This is a genomic window from Caballeronia sp. ATUFL_M2_KS44 (genome assembly GCF_023630965.1).
GTDB lineage: Bacteria > Pseudomonadota > Gammaproteobacteria > Burkholderiales > Burkholderiaceae > Caballeronia > Caballeronia concitans.
The window spans coordinates 261,403-278,249 of the sequence record NZ_JALQEA010000051.1; the positions used below are offsets into that span (position 1 = coordinate 261,403).

Here is a 16,847-nt window from a genome sequence, read left to right on the forward strand (position 1 = left end):
CGATCAATCTCCGCCGGAAAGCGGCGTCACGGCGGCGGAGAACACATAGCCCTCGCTGCGCAGCGTCTTGATGTAGCGCGGCTCGCGCGCTTCGTCCCGCAAGCGTTGACGCAGGCGGCTCACGAGAAGATCGATGGAGCGATCGAACGCATCGGCCTGGCGTCCTTGCGTCAGATTGAGCAACTGGTCGCGCGTGAGCACGCGTTGCGGATGATCGAGGAACACGCGCAGCAAGCGATATTCAGCACCGGATAGCGCGACCATCGTGCCTTCGGCATCGAGCAGATGACGCGCCGTGGTATCGAGCCGCCAGTCGCCGAAGGCAAGCCATTGCGCGGTCTCCGTCACCTGCATGCCGGGCGGAAGCATGCGCGTGCGCCGCAGCACGGAGCGCATGCGCGCGAGCAGTTCGCGCACGGCGAAGGGCTTGGGCAGATAGTCGTCCGCGCCCATTTCGAGGCCGAGAATGCGGTCCGCTTCTTCGTTGCGCGCGGTGAGCATCAGCACCGGGACCGAGCGGAACTTGCCCGCGCGCAGTTCGCGGCATAGCACGAGGCCGTCTTCGCCGGGCAGCATGAGGTCGAGCACGATCAGATCGGGCGTGCCTTGTTCGAGCGCGGCGCGCATTTGCCGCCCGTTCGCGGCGAGCGATACGCGCATGCCGTTCTTCTCGAGATACGTCGCGAGGAGTTCGCGAATGCCGCGGTCGTCATCGACGATCAACACGTGGTCTGTGGTTTCCATCGCTCGCTCATGACTTCTTGCGCTTGATTTGCACCCGGGCCGAGCTGACAAGCAGGCATTGCACCGGATGCGCCAGTTCCGCCGCGCGTCCTCCCGCGACAAAGGCGACGATTGCGAGCATACGCTTCATGACATGACTCCAGCATGGACGATAGAAGCGTTATAGCCCGAAACGCGCGCGCGTTCGACGCTTGCGGCGAGCGTTTTGTATCGCAGTGTATCCGCTGTTTCGCACGATACATAAGGATTCGAACGGGCCGCTTTCCTGAAACATGGCGGATACACCGCGGCGTTCCAATGCGTCAACGGCAGCAGACACTGCAAGCCGCTACTTCAACCTTAATCGCAGAGGAACATCATGAAGACTTCGATCATCGCTTTCGTACTCGCCGCCAGCGCTTTCGCCGGAGCCGCGCAAGCCGCCGTCAGCGATAACGCCGCCATGTCCGCCATGTCCGTCGCGCAGCAGACGCATCGCGATATGAGCAAGACGCGCGCGGAAGTGCGCAGCGAACTCGTGCAGGCGCAGAAGAGCGGACAGATCGCCGCGCTCGCGAGCCTGTATCGCGGAAGCTGAATCGCCCATTCAAATACGACACTCGAAGGATGACACCATGACCAAGGCAATCGATACCGTTCTCTACACCGGCAAGACGCATGTCACGGGAGGCCGCGATGGCCACGCACGCAGCTCCGACGATCGTCTCGACGTGAAGCTCTCGCCGCCGGGATCGACCGGCGCGGGCACCAATCCCGAGCAGTTGTTCGCGGCGGGCTGGTCGGCGTGCTTCATCGGCGCGATGAGCAAGGCCGCCGCGAAGCTGCAAATCAGGCTGCCCGCCGATACGGCCGTCGATGCCGAAGTCGATCTCGGCACCAACGATGGCGGTTATCAATTGCGTGCGCGGCTGGCGGTGAGCTTGCCCGGCATCGATCGCGACGTGGCTGCGGCCATCGTGGAAGGCGCGCATCAAACGTGTCCGTATTCGAAAGCGACGCGCGGCAACATCGACGTGACCATTGCAATCGTTTGATGCGCTTCTTGCAATGATCGGATGGATCGGGATCGGCGGCGTGTCATGCACGCCGCCGTTTTCGTGTTCTAGCGCAAGTCGTTATCGCCCACACAATCTTTACGGGATTTTTATACGCCCGCGCCCATTCTTAGCACGTCCTTCACGCGCCTTCTCTTACGCTCCAGTCTGTCCTGAACCGCATAAGGGAGCGCAAGACAATGGACTTCATTTACCTCGCCGGCATCGCCCTGTTCTGGGGGCTTTGCGTGGCGCTCACGCGCGGCTGCGAACGCCTGCGCCGCCGCGTGACGGGAGGCCGCGCATGAACGCATGGATGATGTGGCTCGCGGCCGCCTCGACGCTACTGCTTCTCGTGTACCTCGTGTACGCGCTCTTGCGCGCGGAGGATTTCGAATGAACGCCAATACGATACTGCAGACAGCGGCGTTCATCGTCGTGTTGATTGCGCTTGCCGTTCCGCTCGGGCGCTATATGACGAACGTGCTGGATGGAAGCGCTGTCGTCGTGCGCAAGATCGGCCGGCCGGTCGAAGCGATGCTTTATCGCATTGCCGGTATCGATGCCGATGCCGAGATGTCGTGGAAGCACTATGCGCTTGCCGTGCTGCTCTTCAACGCGTTGGGGACCGTGTTTCTCTACGCGCTGCTGCGTCTGCAACACGTGCTGCCGGCCAATCCGCAAGGCATGAGCGCAATGACGCCCGATGCCGCGTTCAACACCGCCGTCAGCTTCGTGACCAACACGAACTGGCAGGACTATGGCGGGGAAAGCGCGCTCGGCTATCTCGTTCAGATGCTCGGGCTGACGGTCCAGAACTTCCTCTCGGCGGCGACGGGCATCGCGGTGGTCATCGCGCTGATTCGCGGCTTCAAGCGGCACTCGGCGCAGACCATCGGCAACTTCTGGGTCGATCTCACGCGCACGACGTTATATGTGCTCGCGCCCTTGGCGCTCGTCGTGTCGCTCGTCTTCGTGAGCCAGGGCGTCATTCAGAATTTCAAGGCGTATCAGGAAGTGCCGACGCTGCAAGTCACGACGTATCAGACCGCCACGACCGATACGCAAGGCAAGGCTGCCACGCAGAACGTCAAAGCCGACAAGCAGACCTTGCCGATGGGACCGGTCGCGTCGCAGGAAGCGATCAAGATGCTCGGCACGAACGGCGGCGGCTTCTTCAACGCGAACTCCGCGCATCCGTACGAGAACCCGACGCCGCTTTCCAACTTCGTGCAGATGCTCGCGATGCTCGTCATTCCGGCCGCGTTGTGCGTCGTGTTCGGCCGCATGATCGGCGACCGTCGGCAGGGCTATGCCGTGCTCGCTGCCATGACCATCGCGTTCTCCGCTGCGTGCATCGGCGAGATTTCGGCTGAACAGGCCGGCAATCCGCTGTTCGCGTCGCTGGCCGTGGATGCGCAAGCGTCCGCTGCGCAGGCGGGCGGCAACATGGAAGGCAAGGAGACGCGCTTCGGCATTGCGCAGTCCGGCATCTTCACCGTCGCGACGACAGCGGCTTCATGCGGAGCCGTGAACGGCATGCACGATTCATTGACGCCGCTCGGCGGTCTCATCCCGATGCTGCTGATCCAGCTCGGTGAGGTCGTCTTCGGCGGCGTCGGATCGGGGCTTTACGGCATGCTCGTGTTCGCGTTGCTGGCGGTGTTCGTGGCCGGACTCATGATCGGAAGGACGCCTGAATATATCGGAAAGAAGATAGAAGCGTTCGAAATGAAGATGGTGTCGGTCGCCATTCTGCTGACGCCGCTGCTCGTGCTCGCGGGCACGTCCATCGCCGTGCTGACGGCGGCGGGCACAGCGGGCATCGCCAATCCGGGCGCGCACGGCTTCTCCGAAGTGCTGTATGCGTTCAGCTCTGCCGGCAACAACAACGGCAGCGCATTTGCGGGCCTTTCGGTGAACACGCCGTTCTATAACGTGCTGCTCGGTATTGCGATGTGGTTCGGCCGCTTCGGTTCCATCGTGCCGGTGCTCGCCATAGCCGGTTCGCTCGCCGCGAAGAAACGCCTCGCCGTCACGGCGGGCACGCTGCCGACGCACGGCCCGCTCTTCGTCGTGCTTCTGCTCGGCACGCTGCTGCTCGTCGGTGCGCTCACGTATGTGCCGGCGCTTGCGCTCGGACCCATCGTCGAGCATCTCACCATGATTGCAGCCCATTGATCGCCGAGGACTATATGACTCATCAAACTCATGGGACACAATCGACGCCGCTGCATCGTCCGGACAATCTCGGGCAGGTGCGCACGGCGGTTCGTTCGATGCTCGATCCGGCGCTCGTGAAGCCCGCCATCATCGATTCGTTCAGGAAGCTCGCGCCGCGCACGCAACTGCGCAATCCGGTGATGTTCTGCGTGTACGTCGGCAGCATTCTGACCACCGTGTTGTGGATCGCCGCGCTTGGAGGGCAGGCGGAAGCGCCCGCGGGCTTCATTCTCGCCATCGCGCTGTGGCTCTGGTTCACGGTGCTCTTTGCGAACTTCGCGGAGGCGCTCGCGGAAGGGCGGTCGAAGGCGCAGGCCGCGTCGTTGCGCAGCGCCAAGCACAACGTGATGGCGAAGAAGCTGAACGAGTCGCACCCGAAGTCGCCCATACGCATCATGGCGTCTACCGATCTCGTCAAGGGCGATGTCGTGCTGATCGAAGCGGGCGACGTCATTCCCGCCGATGGCGAAGTGATCGAAGGCGTCGCTTCGGTCGACGAATCCGCGATCACGGGCGAATCCGCGCCGGTGATACGCGAGTCGGGCGGCGACTTTTCATCGGTGACGGGCGGCACGCGCGTGTTGTCGGACTGGATCGTCGTGAAGGTGACGGTCAATCCCGGCGAGGCTTTTATCGACCGCATGATCGCGATGGTCGAAGGCGCGAAGCGTCAGAAGACGCCGAACGAGATTGCGTTGACCATCCTGCTCGTCGCGCTCACGCTCGTCCTGTTGTTCGCCACCGCCACGCTGCTGCCGTTTTCCATGTTCTCGGTGGAAGCGGCGAAGTCCGGGCACGTGGTGACCATCACCGCGCTCGTCGCGCTGCTCGTGTGCCTCATTCCGACGACCATCGGCGGGCTGCTTTCCGCCATCGGCGTGGCGGGCATGAGCCGCATGATGCAGGCGAACGTGATCGCCACGTCCGGCCGCGCAGTCGAGGCGGCGGGCGACGTCGATGTGCTGCTGCTCGACAAGACGGGCACGATCACGCTCGGCAATCGTCAGGCCTCCTTATTTGTGCCCGCGCCGGGCGTGGCCGAGCGCGATCTGGCGGATGCGGCGCAACTTGCATCGCTCGCCGATGAAACGCCCGAAGGCCGCAGCATCGTCGTGCTGGCGAAGCAGCGCTTCGAAATGCGCGAGCGCGACATGGCATCGCTCGCCGCCACGTTCCTTTCGTTCAGCGCGCAGACGCGCATGAGCGGCGTCGATCTGCCGGATCGCGAGATTCGCAAGGGTGCCGCCGATGCCGTGAAGCGCTATGTCGAAGAGCGCGGCGGGCGCTTTCCGCAGGAGGTGCAGCGCGAAGTCGACGACATCGCGCGTCGCGGCAGCACGCCGCTCGTCGTTGCCGAATGTGCTCACGGAAACGCGCGCGCATTGGGCGTGATCGAGTTGAAGGACATCGTGAAAGGCGGCATCAAGGAGCGCTTTGCGGAACTGCGCAAGATGGGCATCAAGACGATCATGGTCACCGGCGACAATCGTCTGACGGCCGCCGCGATCGCCGCCGAAGCGGGCGTCGACGACTTCCTGGCCGAAGCGACGCCCGAGACCAAGCTCGCGACGATCCGCGCGCATCAGGCCGAAGGCCGTCTCGTGGCGATGACAGGCGACGGCACCAACGATGCCCCCGCGCTCGCGCAAGCCGACGTGGCCGTCGCGATGAACACGGGCACGCAGGCGGCGAAAGAGGCGGGCAACATGGTCGATCTGGATTCGAACCCGACGAAGCTCATCGAAGTGGTCGAGATCGGCAAGCAGATGCTGATGACGCGCGGATCGCTCACGACGTTCTCTATCGCCAATGACGTGGCCAAGTACTTCGCGATCATTCCGGCCGCGTTCGCGACGACGTATCCGCAATTGCGCGTGCTGGACGTGATGCATCTCGCGTCGCCTTCGTCGGCCATTCTGTCGGCGGTCATCTTCAACGCGCTGATCATCGTGTTCCTGATTCCGCTCGCGTTGAAGGGCGTCAAGTACCGCGCGTTGGGCGCGGCGGCGTTGCTGAGGCGCAATCTGTGGGTATTCGGGCTGGGCGGCATTCTGTTGCCATTCCCGTTCATCAAGCTGATCGACATGGCCATCGCGGCGCTCGGCTGGCATTGAGTACATTGCATCTAACGAAGGTATCGACATCATGAAAAACATGCTGCGTCCCGCGCTCGTGCTGTTCGTCGCGCTGACAGTCGTGACCGGCCTCGTGTATCCCGCCATCGTGACGGCGCTCGCGCAGGCCGCGTTTCATCGCGAAGCCAACGGCAGTGTGATCGAACGCGACGGGAAGGTCATAGGCTCGGCGACCATCGGCCAGCAGTTCGATGCGCCCGGCTATTTCTGGGGACGTCTCTCCGCAACGACGCCGAACCCCTATAACGCGGGCAGTTCCAGCGGCTCGAACTTCGGGCCGATCAATCCCGCGCTCGCCGACGAGATCAAGGCGCGCATCGCCGCCCTGCGCGACGCCGATCCGCACGACACCGCGCCCGTTCCCGTCGATCTCGCGACGTCGTCGGGCAGCGGCCTCGATCCCGAGATCAGCCCGGCGGCGGCAGCGTATCAGGTTGCGCGCGTGGCGAAGGCGCGCGGCATGAACATCGCGCAAGTCGAAGCGCTCGTCGAGCAGGCGAGCACCGGGCGTCAGTTGGGCTTTCTCGGCGAACCGAGAGTCAACGTGCTGAAGCTCAATCTCGCGCTCGATCAGGCTCATCGCTAAACTGGAAGCTCGCCGAACAGGTATCAGCAGAGCACAAGCAATGACCCGCCCGAATCCCGACGAACTGCTCGACCGGCTGCAACGCGAAGACGAGAAGCGCCAGCGCGGACGCCTGAAGGTGTTCTTCGGCGCGTCCGCTGGCGTCGGCAAGACGTTCGCGATGTTGCAGGCGGCGCGGCGTCGTCATGAAGAAGGCGTCGATGTTGTCGTGGGCGTCGCCGAAACGCATGGGCGCAAGGAGACGCTCGCGTTGCTGGAAGGACTGGAGACGTTGCCGCCCGCGCGCATCGCGTATCGCGGGCGGCTGCTCGCCGAGTTCGACCTCGATGCAGCGCTCGCGCGCAAGCCGCAACTCGTTCTCGTCGATGAACTCGCGCATTCCAACGTGCAGGGCTCGCGCCACATGAAGCGCTGGCAAGACGTGCACGAATTGCTCGACGCGGGCATCGACGTGTACACGACCGTCAACGTGCAGCATCTGGAAAGCCTCAACGATATCGTCGGGCGCATCACGGGCATTCGTGTGTGGGAGACGGTGCCGGACCGCGTGTTCGATCTCGCCGATGAAGTCACGCTCGTCGACCTGCCGCCCGAGGAATTGCTCGACCGTCTGCGCGAAGGAAAGGTCTACTTGCCGGCGCAGGCCGAGCACGCGGTGCGCAACTTCTTTCGCAAGGGCAACCTCATTGCGTTGCGCGAACTTGCGTTGCGCCGCACGGCGGATCGTGTCGATGCGCAGATGCGCGAGTATCGTGCCGATCAGTCTATCGAGCGCATCTGGCGCGCGCGTGAGCGGCTTATCGCGTGCATCGGGCCTGGTCCCGAAGCGGCCTCGCTGGTGCGCGCGGCGGCGCGGCTCGCTTCGTCGATCAAGGCGGACTGGCTCGCGGTCTATGTCGAAACGCCGAAGCTGCAGCGCCTCTCCGACGAAGCGCGCAAGCGCACGCTCGATGCGCTCAAGCTCGCTTCGGACCTCGGCGCGGAAACCGTCACGCTCGACGGCGCGGATGCCGCCGCCACGCTGATCGACTACGCGCACATGCGCAACGTGTCGAAGCTGATCGTGGGCGCATCGGCGTCGAAGGCATGGGCGCGATTCATGCATCGCGCGGTGAGCGAGCGGCTTATCGCACAGGCGTCGGACATCGACGTGACCATTGTTTCGACCGGCTCGCTCGATGCAACGGACAACGCACGGCCCATGCTATCGCAACGGTTCACGCTCTGGCGCGAGGCGGGTCATTCGCCGCTTCGCGCATATCTCGCGGCGTTCGGCATCGGCGCGGCGCTCACGGTGATCGCGAGCGCATTGTTCGCGAGTCAGATTGCGTTGACGAACCTCGTCATGCTTTATCTGCTCGGCGTGATTTTCGCGGCGGTGCGGCTCGGACGCGGACCCGGCGTGATGCTGTCGTTCATGTCCGTCGCCGCGTTCGACTTCTTCTTCGTGCCGCCGCGCATGTCGCTTTCGGTGAGCGATACGCAATACCTGCTCACGTTCTTCGTCATGCTGCTGACCTCGCTCACGATCAGCCATCTGACATCGAGCCTGCGTCGCGAAGCGCGCATCGCGTCACAGCGCGAGCGGCGCACCGGCGCAATGTACGCAATGACGAAGGAACTCGCGGCTGCCTTGATGACCGAGCAGATCATCGAGATCGGCACGCGGCATATCGCCGATGTGTTCCAGGCGCGCACCGCCATCCTGCTGCCCGACAGTGGCGAGAAGGTTCAGCAGAAGGTGACGGAATCCGATCCGGCCACATCGCTCGACAAGACGGGCGTCGATCTCGATGTCGCGCAATGGGTCTACGATCAGCAAAAGCCCGCGGGCGCTGGCACCGACACGTTGCCCGCCGCGCATGCGCTGTATCTTCCGCTGAAAGCGCCGATGCGAACGCGCGGCGTGCTCGCGTTCGTGAGCGATCGGGCCGACGCTGCGATGCCCGAGCAACGCCGCATGCTCGAAACCTTCGCCGCGCAGATCGCGCTTGCGATCGAACGCGTCCACTATGTCGAGATCGCACAGGACGCGTTGATCAATATGGAATCCGAACGATTAAGAAATTCATTGCTGTCGGCGATTTCGCATGATCTGCGTACGCCGCTCACGTCGATCGTCGGGTTCGCGTCCATTCTCGAAGAGAAAGCGGGCGATACGCAATGGGCGGGTGGATCGCAGGAAATCGTCCATGCCATTCACGAGGAAGCGCTGCGCATGAGCAGTGTCGTGACCAATCTGCTCGATATGGCGCGCCTGCAGTCGGGTGCGCTTCGATTGAACCGTCAATGGTCGATGCTGGAGGAAACGGTCGGCGCCGCGCTCGCGACACTCAAGCGCACGCTCGAAGGCCGGCGCGTGCAGGTTCGCATTCCGCGCGATCTTCCGCTGCTGCAACTCGATGCCGTGCTGATGGATCGGCTATTCGTCAATCTGCTGGAGAACGCCGCCAAGTACACGCCGGCCAGGACGGACATACAGATTGGCGCGAGAGAGGAAGCAAGCGGTGACAAGCTGCTCGTGCGCGTGTGGATAGACGATCACGGACCGGGCGTGCCGCCCGGCGCATCCGCACGGCTCTTCGAGAAGTTCACGCGCGGCGAGAAGGAATCGGCGCTGCCCGGCGTGGGACTGGGGCTTGCCATTTGCCGCGCGATCGTCGAGGCGCACGGCGGCGAAATCGGCGTGGAGAATCGTGAGGAACAGGGCCGCGTGATCGGCGCGCGGTTCTGGTTCACATTGCCCGTGAGCGAGCCGCCACCGCCGGTTGCAGAACCGGCGGAAGACGCGCATGTTCAGGAGCCGAAGGCGTGAACGAAGCGATCTGCGTCGAAAGTATTTTCAGGCATCGTCAGGAAAGAGCGCGTTGAGCTGCGCACCTGGAGCCGCGCCTTCGAAACCGTCGAAGCGTCCATCGACGAGGCCTTGCGCCGCGCGCATGAATCCGCCCCACGCCGATCTCGCCAGCGCGCCGCCCACGCTCACGCGACGCACGCCGAGCGCTGCAAGGTCCTGCAAGGTGAACTCGGATGGACCGCCGATCAGCACGTTCACGGGCTTCGGCGACACGGCCGCGACGACCGCTTCGATCTGCTCGCGCGTCTTGATGCCCGGCGCGTACAGGCAGTCCGCGCCTGCCGCCGCATAGGCGCGCAGGCGTGCGAGCGTGTCGTCCAGATCCGGCACGCCGGCGAAGAAGTTCTCCGCGCGGCCGACGAGCAACGTGTCGCCGCCGTTCTCATCGATGGCGCGCCGTGCCGCCTTCAGACGCGCCACCGCGACGTCGATCGGAAACAGCGGCGCGGACACATCGCCGGTGGAATCTTCGATGGACAAGCCCGCAACGCCCGTCGCGATGGCAAGCGTCACGCTGTGCGCCACGGTCTGCGGGTCCGCGCCGAAGCCGTTCTCGAAGTCCGCGTTGACGGGGAGATCGGTGGCATCGACCATCGTGCGCAGATGCGCGAGCACGACATCGCGCGACACGTTGTTGTCGGCGTGACCCATGGACCATGCGAAGCCGGAACTCGTGGTCGCGATGGCCTGAAAGCCGAGGCTCGCGAGATAACGCGCGCTTCCGGCGTCCCAAGGGTTCGGCAGCACGAAGCAGCCGGACGCATGCAATGCACGGAAGGCCGCGCGTTTCTCGGTGACGGTGCGTGACATGATTCGCTCCAGTAGGTTGATCGAAAGCCTCCGCATCGATCCGGCGCGGAAGGCGGGCGCACGCGCTCATTCCACTGCTTACATTTTTCTTCGATACATTGAAGTATGAACGAAGCGCGCGCTTCAAACGCTTGATTATTGAACGCGAAAGCGCATGATGTCGTCCAGAAAGCAGTGCTCGTTCGACGCAGCCTACCGGAGACGCGACATGCACGCCGATCACTCGTCGATGAATAGAACAACGAAAAAAGCGCGTTCGTTCTGTGCGATGACAGTCCGACCAAGCATCATCGTCATTGCTGTGGGAAGTGCGGTTGCATCGAACGCATGGGCGGCGGGGCCTTTGCCGAACGGGGGAAAATTCGTCGCGGGCGCGGGGCAGATCGCGTCGAGCGGCGTGCAACTGACCATCACGCAGACCACATCGCGCGGGGTCGTCGACTGGTCCAGCTTCTCGATCGACAAGGGGCATTCGGTCATCGTGCAGAACGGGACGGGCGCCACGCTGAGCCGCGTGACGGGCACGGAACAATCGCTCATTCAAGGAACGCTCAGCGCCAGCGGCAGCTTCTATCTGATCAATCCGCAGGGCGTGGTCATCGGTGCGAGCGGCGTGGTGTCGACGGGCGGGCGATTCGTTGCATCGGCGCTCGACGTGAGCAACGACACGTTCATGGCGGGCGGCGCGCTGACGTTCGCGGGCAGCGGCGCGGGCGCGGTCGTGAATCTGGGCAAGATCAGCTCGACGAGCGGCGACGTGTTGCTGATCGCGCGCCAGCTCGTGGAGAACGACGGGACGATCAACGCGCCTGCCGGATCGGCGGAACTCGCAGCCGGCGATCAGGTGCTGGTGCGCGACTCGACCGGCATGCCGCAAACTTTCGTGCAGACGTCAGGCAGCCGCAACGACGTCGTGGATAAAGGGACGATCGCGGCAGCGCAGATCGCGCTTCAGGCAGCCGATGGCAACGTGTACGCGCTCGCGGCCCACACCGACGCGTTGCGCGCGACCGGCACCGCCACGCGCGACGGCCACGTATGGCTCGTCGCGAACAACGGCACGGCGCATGTGCACGGCCGCATCGAGGCGAAGAATGTGGATGGCAGCGGCGGCATTGTCGATACGACGGGCGCGACGCTGCATCTCGACGATGCCGACATTCACGCGGCCAACTGGAATCTCAATGCGCCGCTGTTCAACGTCGGTCCAAAGACGACGGCGGCGCTGCTCGCGCAATTGAATCAGGGCACGTCGCTGACGCTCGATGCATCGCAAGGCGATATCGTGATGGAGCAGCCGTTGCGTTGGTCGGGCAATGCATCGCTCACGCTCAATGCCGCGCATTCCGTCATGGTCGGACCGATCGCGACGCTCGCCAATGCGGGCGCGGGCAATCTCACATTGCGCGCGGACGCGGCCGGAGCGAACAACGGAGGCAGTATCGTCAATCTCGGAACGATCGATTGGTCCAGGAGTCTGGGGCTGGTATCGAGCTATCGGGACCGCAACGGACAATTCGTCAGCGGGCATACGTTAAGCAACCCTGCATGGGCCGCGCCTCAATACAGCGGCATTCGTGCGCAGATAACGAACTACGTGCTGATCAATTCGCTCGACGACCTTGCCGGCATCTCGCAGGATCTCAATGGCTCGTACGCGCTGGGCCGCGACATCGATGCGAGTTCGACCAACGGCCCGTTTCAGTCGATCGGCAGCGGCAGCGCGAACGGCTTCACCGGACAACTCGATGGCCTCGGCCACACCATCGAGAATCTGTCGATCGCCCTTCAGGACGTGAACGGCGAGCAACCGACTGGACTCTTCGCAACCATCGGCGCTTCGGGCGTCGTGCGCAACATGAAGCTCGCGAACGTGAACATGAGCGTGTACTACAGCCCGGCCGCGCCGCTTGCACAACGATCGTCGGGGCTCGTGTCGTACGTTCACGCGGACGGCATCGTGCAGACGCTCGGCAGCACGAGCCTTCCCTTCGGCGGGCTGATTGCGATCAACTCGGGCGTCGTGTATCGATCGGATAGCGCGGCCAGCGTCGGCGGGTCGTCGGTGGTCGGCGGGCTGGTCGGAAGCAACAGCGGAACCATCCTTCAGTCGTTTGCGAGCGGCGCTGTCGGAGGCGGATCGCGCTCGGCGGGCGGCGGGCTCGTCGGAGACAACTCGGGCACCATCGCGCAGTCTTACGCGACCGCATCGGTGAGAGCGGGGAGCAGCAACGGCGGCCTCGTATCGTCGAACACCGGTTCGATCGAAGAGTCGTTTGCAAGCGGGCCCGTCGATACATTCATCCTGCCGATGTATCGAGGCGGCGTCGTCGCGGATAACACGGGCACGGTGGCGAGCAACGTCTTCTGGGACCGGCAATCGACCGGACAAACAGCGGGATACGGTAGCGGAAACCCGATCAGCGCGGCGAACGGACTGACGACGGGGCAAATGAGCACGCCGTCGAGCTTCGGGCCGACGTGGGATTTCGGCGCGGGCGGAACGTGGGTGATGCTGCACAACGCCACGCATCCGATCTTGCGGTGGCAAGTGGCGCAATAAGGCGGCGCGCGTCGTCTCGCTATGCGCGCGCCTGCATCGTCGATGCAAACCTACTTGCCGGTCGCACCGCCCTGTTGGTCCGGCTCGGGCTCGGGTTGGCCGACATCGGGAAGATCGGATGGCTGATTGGGAGACGGCGCATCCGGAATGGTCGGCGGGTTTTGAGGCGTGGTTGGATCGGACATGATGATCGACTCCATTTGAATGCGAAACGTTGAATGGCGTCGGACGGATATCATGCCGCGCCGACGGTCGAATGACGCTTTAATTTCGATGCGCTCATGCTTCAGTCGCCCGACGCAGCGTTGTTCTCATCGAAGCGGTCTTCCAGCAAAGCGACATAGCGTTCCACGGAATCCGCAACGGCCTTCTCGGCGTTCGCTTCGATCTGGGCGTGGCGGAAGCTGCCATAGACGCTTTGGTAAGCCACGCCGTTCAAACGTGTCGCCATCGCTCGTACTGTCGATGCGGAAAGCGGAAGATAGTTCGGATAACTATACATAAACGAAACATGCGAGCGATCCGGCGTGACCTGCAAAATATCGCCCGACAGCAAGGCGCCCGCGCCCTTTCGCCAATGAAGGATCGTGCCGCCCGGGAAATGGCCGCCGAGTCTCACCAACGTCATATCAGACGAAATGGCTTGCGTATCGCCGGTCCAGAACCGTATGGCATCGCTCCCGGATACGACCCATTCGCGGTCGGCTTCGTGAATCCATATGGGACAAGAGAACGCGCTCGCCCAATCCTGCATCGTCGAATAGTAATGAGGATGCGAAATTGCGATGCCGCTCACCCCACCCATTGCACGAATGATTGCGACGGTCGCGTCGTCGAGCAGCGCAATGCAATCCCACAACACGTTGCCGGCGGGACTGCGCGCGAGCAATGCACGCTGGCCGATAGCGAACGCCGGTTCCATTCGAATCTCATACAAGTCGTCTCGCAATGCGCGCCATGCGTTCGCGTGGCTTCGGCGCAAGGCTTCCAATGTCGTCCATTGCTGGCCGCCCGGCGGGACGAACTGCCGCGCGTCATCGCAAATCATGCAGCGTTCAGGCTGTGTCTCACCAGGGTACTGAGTGCCACACGCCACACAGATCGGATGCATTCGGCTTTTCTCCCGCGCTCGCTCTTGCCGAAGGCGCAGGTTTCGTACCCGATAAAACGCTTCACGTTCTGCTTTACGTTTCTATTGGAATGGCGATTGCTGACAGGCGGATCGAGAACATCGCCATTTCTATTCCGTGGGAGCTTTTCATGTCTACCGAGACGTACGAACGCAACGGACATGTCGTTCAGGTCACGATCGATTCCGACGCCACCGGCCAGTGCACGTGGTCCTATACGATCGACGCCGATGGCTTCACGGAAATGCGCGACCGCCCGGTGAGTTCCAGCGACGAAGCGCTGGAAGCGGCGAGGAACCACGCAAACGCGAAGGCGGACTTGCTGCCGCCCGCCGAATCGTCGAAGTAATCGTCGAAGTAATTCGCCGCCTCCGTCGGTCTTTACTTCACTTACTCGATTCCTTCATGCTGCAATGCGAGCGCAACCGCCGGCCGCGCGCGCATGCGGTCCGCGAAATCGGCGAGCCGTTGCGGGACATCGAGTCCGACCTTCTTCGCCCACAGAAGCATTGTGAAGAGATAGGCGTCGGCTACGCTCGCTTCCGCGCCGAAAAGATACTCGCCTTTCATCATCTGACTGAGTAGCTCGAACCGCTGATTCAGTTTGTCTCGCGCAGCCTGCGCTTCCGCATCCGATGTGGGCCTGAACACGCGGCCGAACTGCTTGTGCACTTCAGTCGAAATGAACGCGAGCATTTCGAGCAGCCGCGTCTTCGCCATATCGCCCTTCGGCGCAAGCGACGGTTCGCGCTCTGCGATCCACGAGAGAATCGCAATGTTCTCCGTGAGCCGCGCGCCGTCGTCCATTTCGAGCACCGGCACATAGCTCTTTGAGTTGATCTCGTTGAATGGCTGGCCTGACTCGGTCACCTTGGATTTCAGATCGACGCGCACGCGATCGAACTCGATCTTGGCTTCGTGAAGTGCGATGTGATCCGCGAGGCTGCATGCGCCGGGTGAGTAATAGAGCTTCATGATGCGTCTCCGTGGTTGAGGGTGATCGCAGCTTGAGAGCAAGGGAAGTGCCTTGCGCGCGGCTGTCAACGCCAATTCATTTTCTACTTTCAGTTATTTCCTTTCCGGTGCAAATGGTCTCTAACGTGGCGAATCCGCAACCAATAGTGAATCATTAGGTCGCGAAACAGGTGTGGCAGTGCTTTATTCTGAATTTTCACAACAGCTTCTGAATGTTTTTCCGACTTCGATGTGGCATAGTCCAGCCATTGGCAATGAAAGAGGAGTCCACAATGGCTACGTTAAAAGCACTACACGCACGAATCGCAAAACTTCAGGCACAGGCAGAGACAATTGCGAAGAGAGAGTCGTCCGCAATAATGGACCGCATCCGCGAACTGATGGAAACGCACCGTCTCACTCCGGACGACATCGCGGCCCATTTCGGCAAGCGCACGCCTGGTCGCAAAGGCAACGTGGCAACCAAGGCGTCGGGTTATAAGGTTGCGCCGAAGTATGCCAATCCGAAAACCGGAGCGACATGGACCGGCCGCGGGCGAGCGCCTGAATGGATCGCCAATGTGAAAGATCGCAGCAAGTTTCTTATCGATGGAAAAGGCGCTCGGAGCGCGACGCTTTCAACTCAAAAGTCGAAGCAAGGCAATTATGTGCGCGGGCCGCAAGCACCGAAATATCGCGATCCCGCGAGTGGCGCGACATGGAGCGGTCGCGGGCCGGCTCCCGCCTGGCTCGCTTCGGTGAAGGATCGCACTCGTTTTCTGATCGCGGATGGAGCCGCATCCGGCGCGCCGGCGAAGAAGTCCGTCGCGAAGAAATCGGCATCGAAGAAGACGAGCGCGAAGAAAACCACTGCCGCGAAAAAGTCGGCTGCGAAGAAAGCGCCTAGCGCCACGAAGCGTGCGCCCGCGCGAAAGACGGCGGCGGCAAAGAAGAGCGCAGGCAAACAGGCTGCGGTGAACCAGACGGCCGCGAATGGCAGCGCGACGGCTGCCGCTTCGACGCCGGCAGCAGAGTAAAACGGCAGTAAGAGGAACGCGCCATGACCGCGACAGGCGAGCGACTCAGATACTCGCCTGATTCACGCGCTTGGTCAGTTCCTCGGCACTTTCCTTTCGCTCGCTATAACGGTCGACGAGATACGAACCAATATCACGCGTCAGCAGCGTGAATTTGACGAGTTCCTCCATCACGTCGACGACACGATCGAAATAAGCCGACGGCTTCATGCGGCCGGCTTCGTCGAATTCCATGAATGCCTTGGGCACCGAGGACTGGTTGGGGATGGTCAGCATCCGCATCCAGCGTCCGAGCACGCGCATCTGATTCACGGCGTTGAACGACTGCGATCCGCCGCTCACCTGCATGACCGCCAGCGTCTTGCCCTGCGTCGGCCGAACCGCGCCGAGCGAAAGCGGAATCCAGTCGATCTGCGACTTCATGATGCCGGTCATCGCGCCATGCCGCTCCGGTGAGCACCACACCATGCCTTCGGACCACAGCACGAGTTCTCGAAGTTCCGCGACTTTGGAATGACTGTCCGGCGCATCGTCCGGCAGCGGCAGTCCGCTCGGATTGAACGTGCGGGCTTCGGCGCCCATGGCCGTGAGCAGACGCGCGGCTTCTTCGGTGAGCAGGCGGCTGAAGGATCGCTCTCGCAGCGAACCATAAAGAAGAAGGATGCGCGGCGCATGATCCGACGCACGCGCAGGCTGCAAGCGGGCGATATCGGGAACGCGAAAGAGCGTCGGGTCGACCTGCGGCAGGTCAGTCGTGAATGTCTTGCTCATAGA

At 62.7% G+C, this 16,847-nt stretch carries 17 protein-coding genes; 10 read left to right on the forward strand and 7 right to left on the reverse strand.

The window, feature by feature from the left end; all coding sequences use genetic code 11:
* Positions 1-3: 3 nt before the first annotated feature.
* Entirely contained in the window at positions 4-744 is a 741-nt protein-coding gene (locus tag NCR39_RS21885) for a response regulator (protein WP_250454164.1), read from the reverse strand.
* A gap of 7 nt (positions 745-751) precedes the next feature.
* Positions 752-874, reverse strand: a complete 123-nt coding sequence (locus tag NCR39_RS29680; RefSeq protein WP_284507300.1) for a hypothetical protein — start codon at positions 872-874, stop codon at positions 752-754.
* A gap of 228 nt (positions 875-1,102) precedes the next feature.
* On the opposite strand from NCR39_RS29680, the gene NCR39_RS21890 reads away from it, so the two are divergent.
* The 7 genes from NCR39_RS21890 to NCR39_RS21920 all read left to right on the forward strand — a co-directional run bounded on the left by NCR39_RS21890 (position 1,103) and on the right by NCR39_RS21920 (position 9,537).
* Positions 1,103-1,321: a DUF4148 domain-containing protein gene (locus tag NCR39_RS21890; protein ID WP_250454165.1), complete on the forward strand. Its 219-nt coding sequence runs from the start codon at positions 1,103-1,105 to the stop codon at positions 1,319-1,321.
* 37 nt (positions 1,322-1,358) lie between these two features.
* Complete coding sequence (locus NCR39_RS21895) at positions 1,359-1,778, forward strand: organic hydroperoxide resistance protein (protein WP_250454166.1); 420 nt, start codon at positions 1,359-1,361, stop codon at positions 1,776-1,778.
* A gap of 304 nt (positions 1,779-2,082) precedes the next feature.
* A complete protein-coding gene (gene kdpF, locus NCR39_RS21900) occupies positions 2,083-2,178 on the forward strand; it encodes a K(+)-transporting ATPase subunit F (RefSeq protein ID WP_250454167.1) in 96 nt (31 codons plus the stop codon).
* Positions 2,175-3,959: a potassium-transporting ATPase subunit KdpA gene (gene kdpA, locus NCR39_RS21905; protein WP_250454168.1), complete on the forward strand. Its 1,785-nt coding sequence runs from the start codon at positions 2,175-2,177 to the stop codon at positions 3,957-3,959. Before kdpF ends, kdpA begins: the two co-directional genes overlap by 4 nt.
* Positions 3,960-4,057: 98 nt before the next feature.
* Complete coding sequence (gene kdpB, locus NCR39_RS21910; protein ID WP_250454381.1) at positions 4,058-6,115, forward strand: potassium-transporting ATPase subunit KdpB; 2,058 nt, start codon at positions 4,058-4,060, stop codon at positions 6,113-6,115.
* Between the two features lie 31 nt (positions 6,116-6,146).
* A complete protein-coding gene (gene kdpC / locus NCR39_RS21915) occupies positions 6,147-6,722 on the forward strand; it encodes a potassium-transporting ATPase subunit KdpC (protein ID WP_250454169.1) in 576 nt (191 codons plus the stop codon).
* Positions 6,723-6,762: 40 nt separating this feature from the next.
* Entirely contained in the window at positions 6,763-9,537 is a 2,775-nt protein-coding gene (locus NCR39_RS21920; protein ID WP_250454170.1) for a DUF4118 domain-containing protein, read from the forward strand.
* A gap of 27 nt (positions 9,538-9,564) precedes the next feature.
* On the opposite strand, the gene NCR39_RS21925 is transcribed toward NCR39_RS21920, so the two are convergent.
* Positions 9,565-10,389 carry an isocitrate lyase/PEP mutase family protein gene (locus NCR39_RS21925; RefSeq protein WP_250454171.1) on the reverse strand — a complete coding sequence of 275 codons (825 nt, stop codon included), beginning with the start codon at positions 10,387-10,389 and terminating at the stop codon, positions 9,565-9,567.
* Between the two features lie 268 nt (positions 10,390-10,657).
* Between NCR39_RS21925 and NCR39_RS21930 the strand changes: the two genes are divergently transcribed.
* Complete coding sequence (locus NCR39_RS21930) at positions 10,658-12,952, forward strand: two-partner secretion domain-containing protein (protein WP_250454172.1); 2,295 nt, start codon at positions 10,658-10,660, stop codon at positions 12,950-12,952.
* A gap of 50 nt (positions 12,953-13,002) precedes the next feature.
* On the opposite strand, the gene NCR39_RS29685 is transcribed toward NCR39_RS21930, so the two are convergent.
* Entirely contained in the window at positions 13,003-13,137 is a 135-nt protein-coding gene (locus NCR39_RS29685) for a hypothetical protein (protein ID WP_284507301.1), read from the reverse strand.
* A 101-nt stretch (positions 13,138-13,238) separates the two neighbouring features.
* On the reverse strand, positions 13,239-13,874 hold the full coding sequence (locus tag NCR39_RS21935; protein ID WP_250454173.1) for an MBL fold metallo-hydrolase: 636 nt from the start codon (positions 13,872-13,874) through the stop codon (positions 13,239-13,241).
* 338 nt (positions 13,875-14,212) lie between these two features.
* On the opposite strand from NCR39_RS21935, the gene NCR39_RS21940 reads away from it, so the two are divergent.
* Positions 14,213-14,431: a hypothetical protein gene (locus NCR39_RS21940; RefSeq protein WP_250454174.1), complete on the forward strand. Its 219-nt coding sequence runs from the start codon at positions 14,213-14,215 to the stop codon at positions 14,429-14,431.
* A gap of 41 nt (positions 14,432-14,472) precedes the next feature.
* Here the strand turns inward: NCR39_RS21940 and NCR39_RS21945 are convergent, their stop codons facing one another.
* Entirely contained in the window at positions 14,473-15,057 is a 585-nt protein-coding gene (locus NCR39_RS21945; protein ID WP_250454175.1) for a glutathione binding-like protein, read from the reverse strand.
* Positions 15,058-15,311: 254 nt separating this feature from the next.
* Here NCR39_RS21945 and NCR39_RS29690 point away from each other — a divergent pair, with 254 nt between their 5' ends.
* Complete coding sequence (locus tag NCR39_RS29690) at positions 15,312-16,073, forward strand: H-NS histone family protein (RefSeq protein ID WP_284507302.1); 762 nt, start codon at positions 15,312-15,314, stop codon at positions 16,071-16,073.
* A gap of 45 nt (positions 16,074-16,118) precedes the next feature.
* Here NCR39_RS29690 and arsH read toward each other — a convergent pair whose 3' ends face one another.
* Positions 16,119-16,844, reverse strand: a complete 726-nt coding sequence (gene arsH, locus NCR39_RS21955; protein WP_250454176.1) for an arsenical resistance protein ArsH — start codon at positions 16,842-16,844, stop codon at positions 16,119-16,121.
* Between the last annotated feature and the right edge of the window lie 3 nt (positions 16,845-16,847).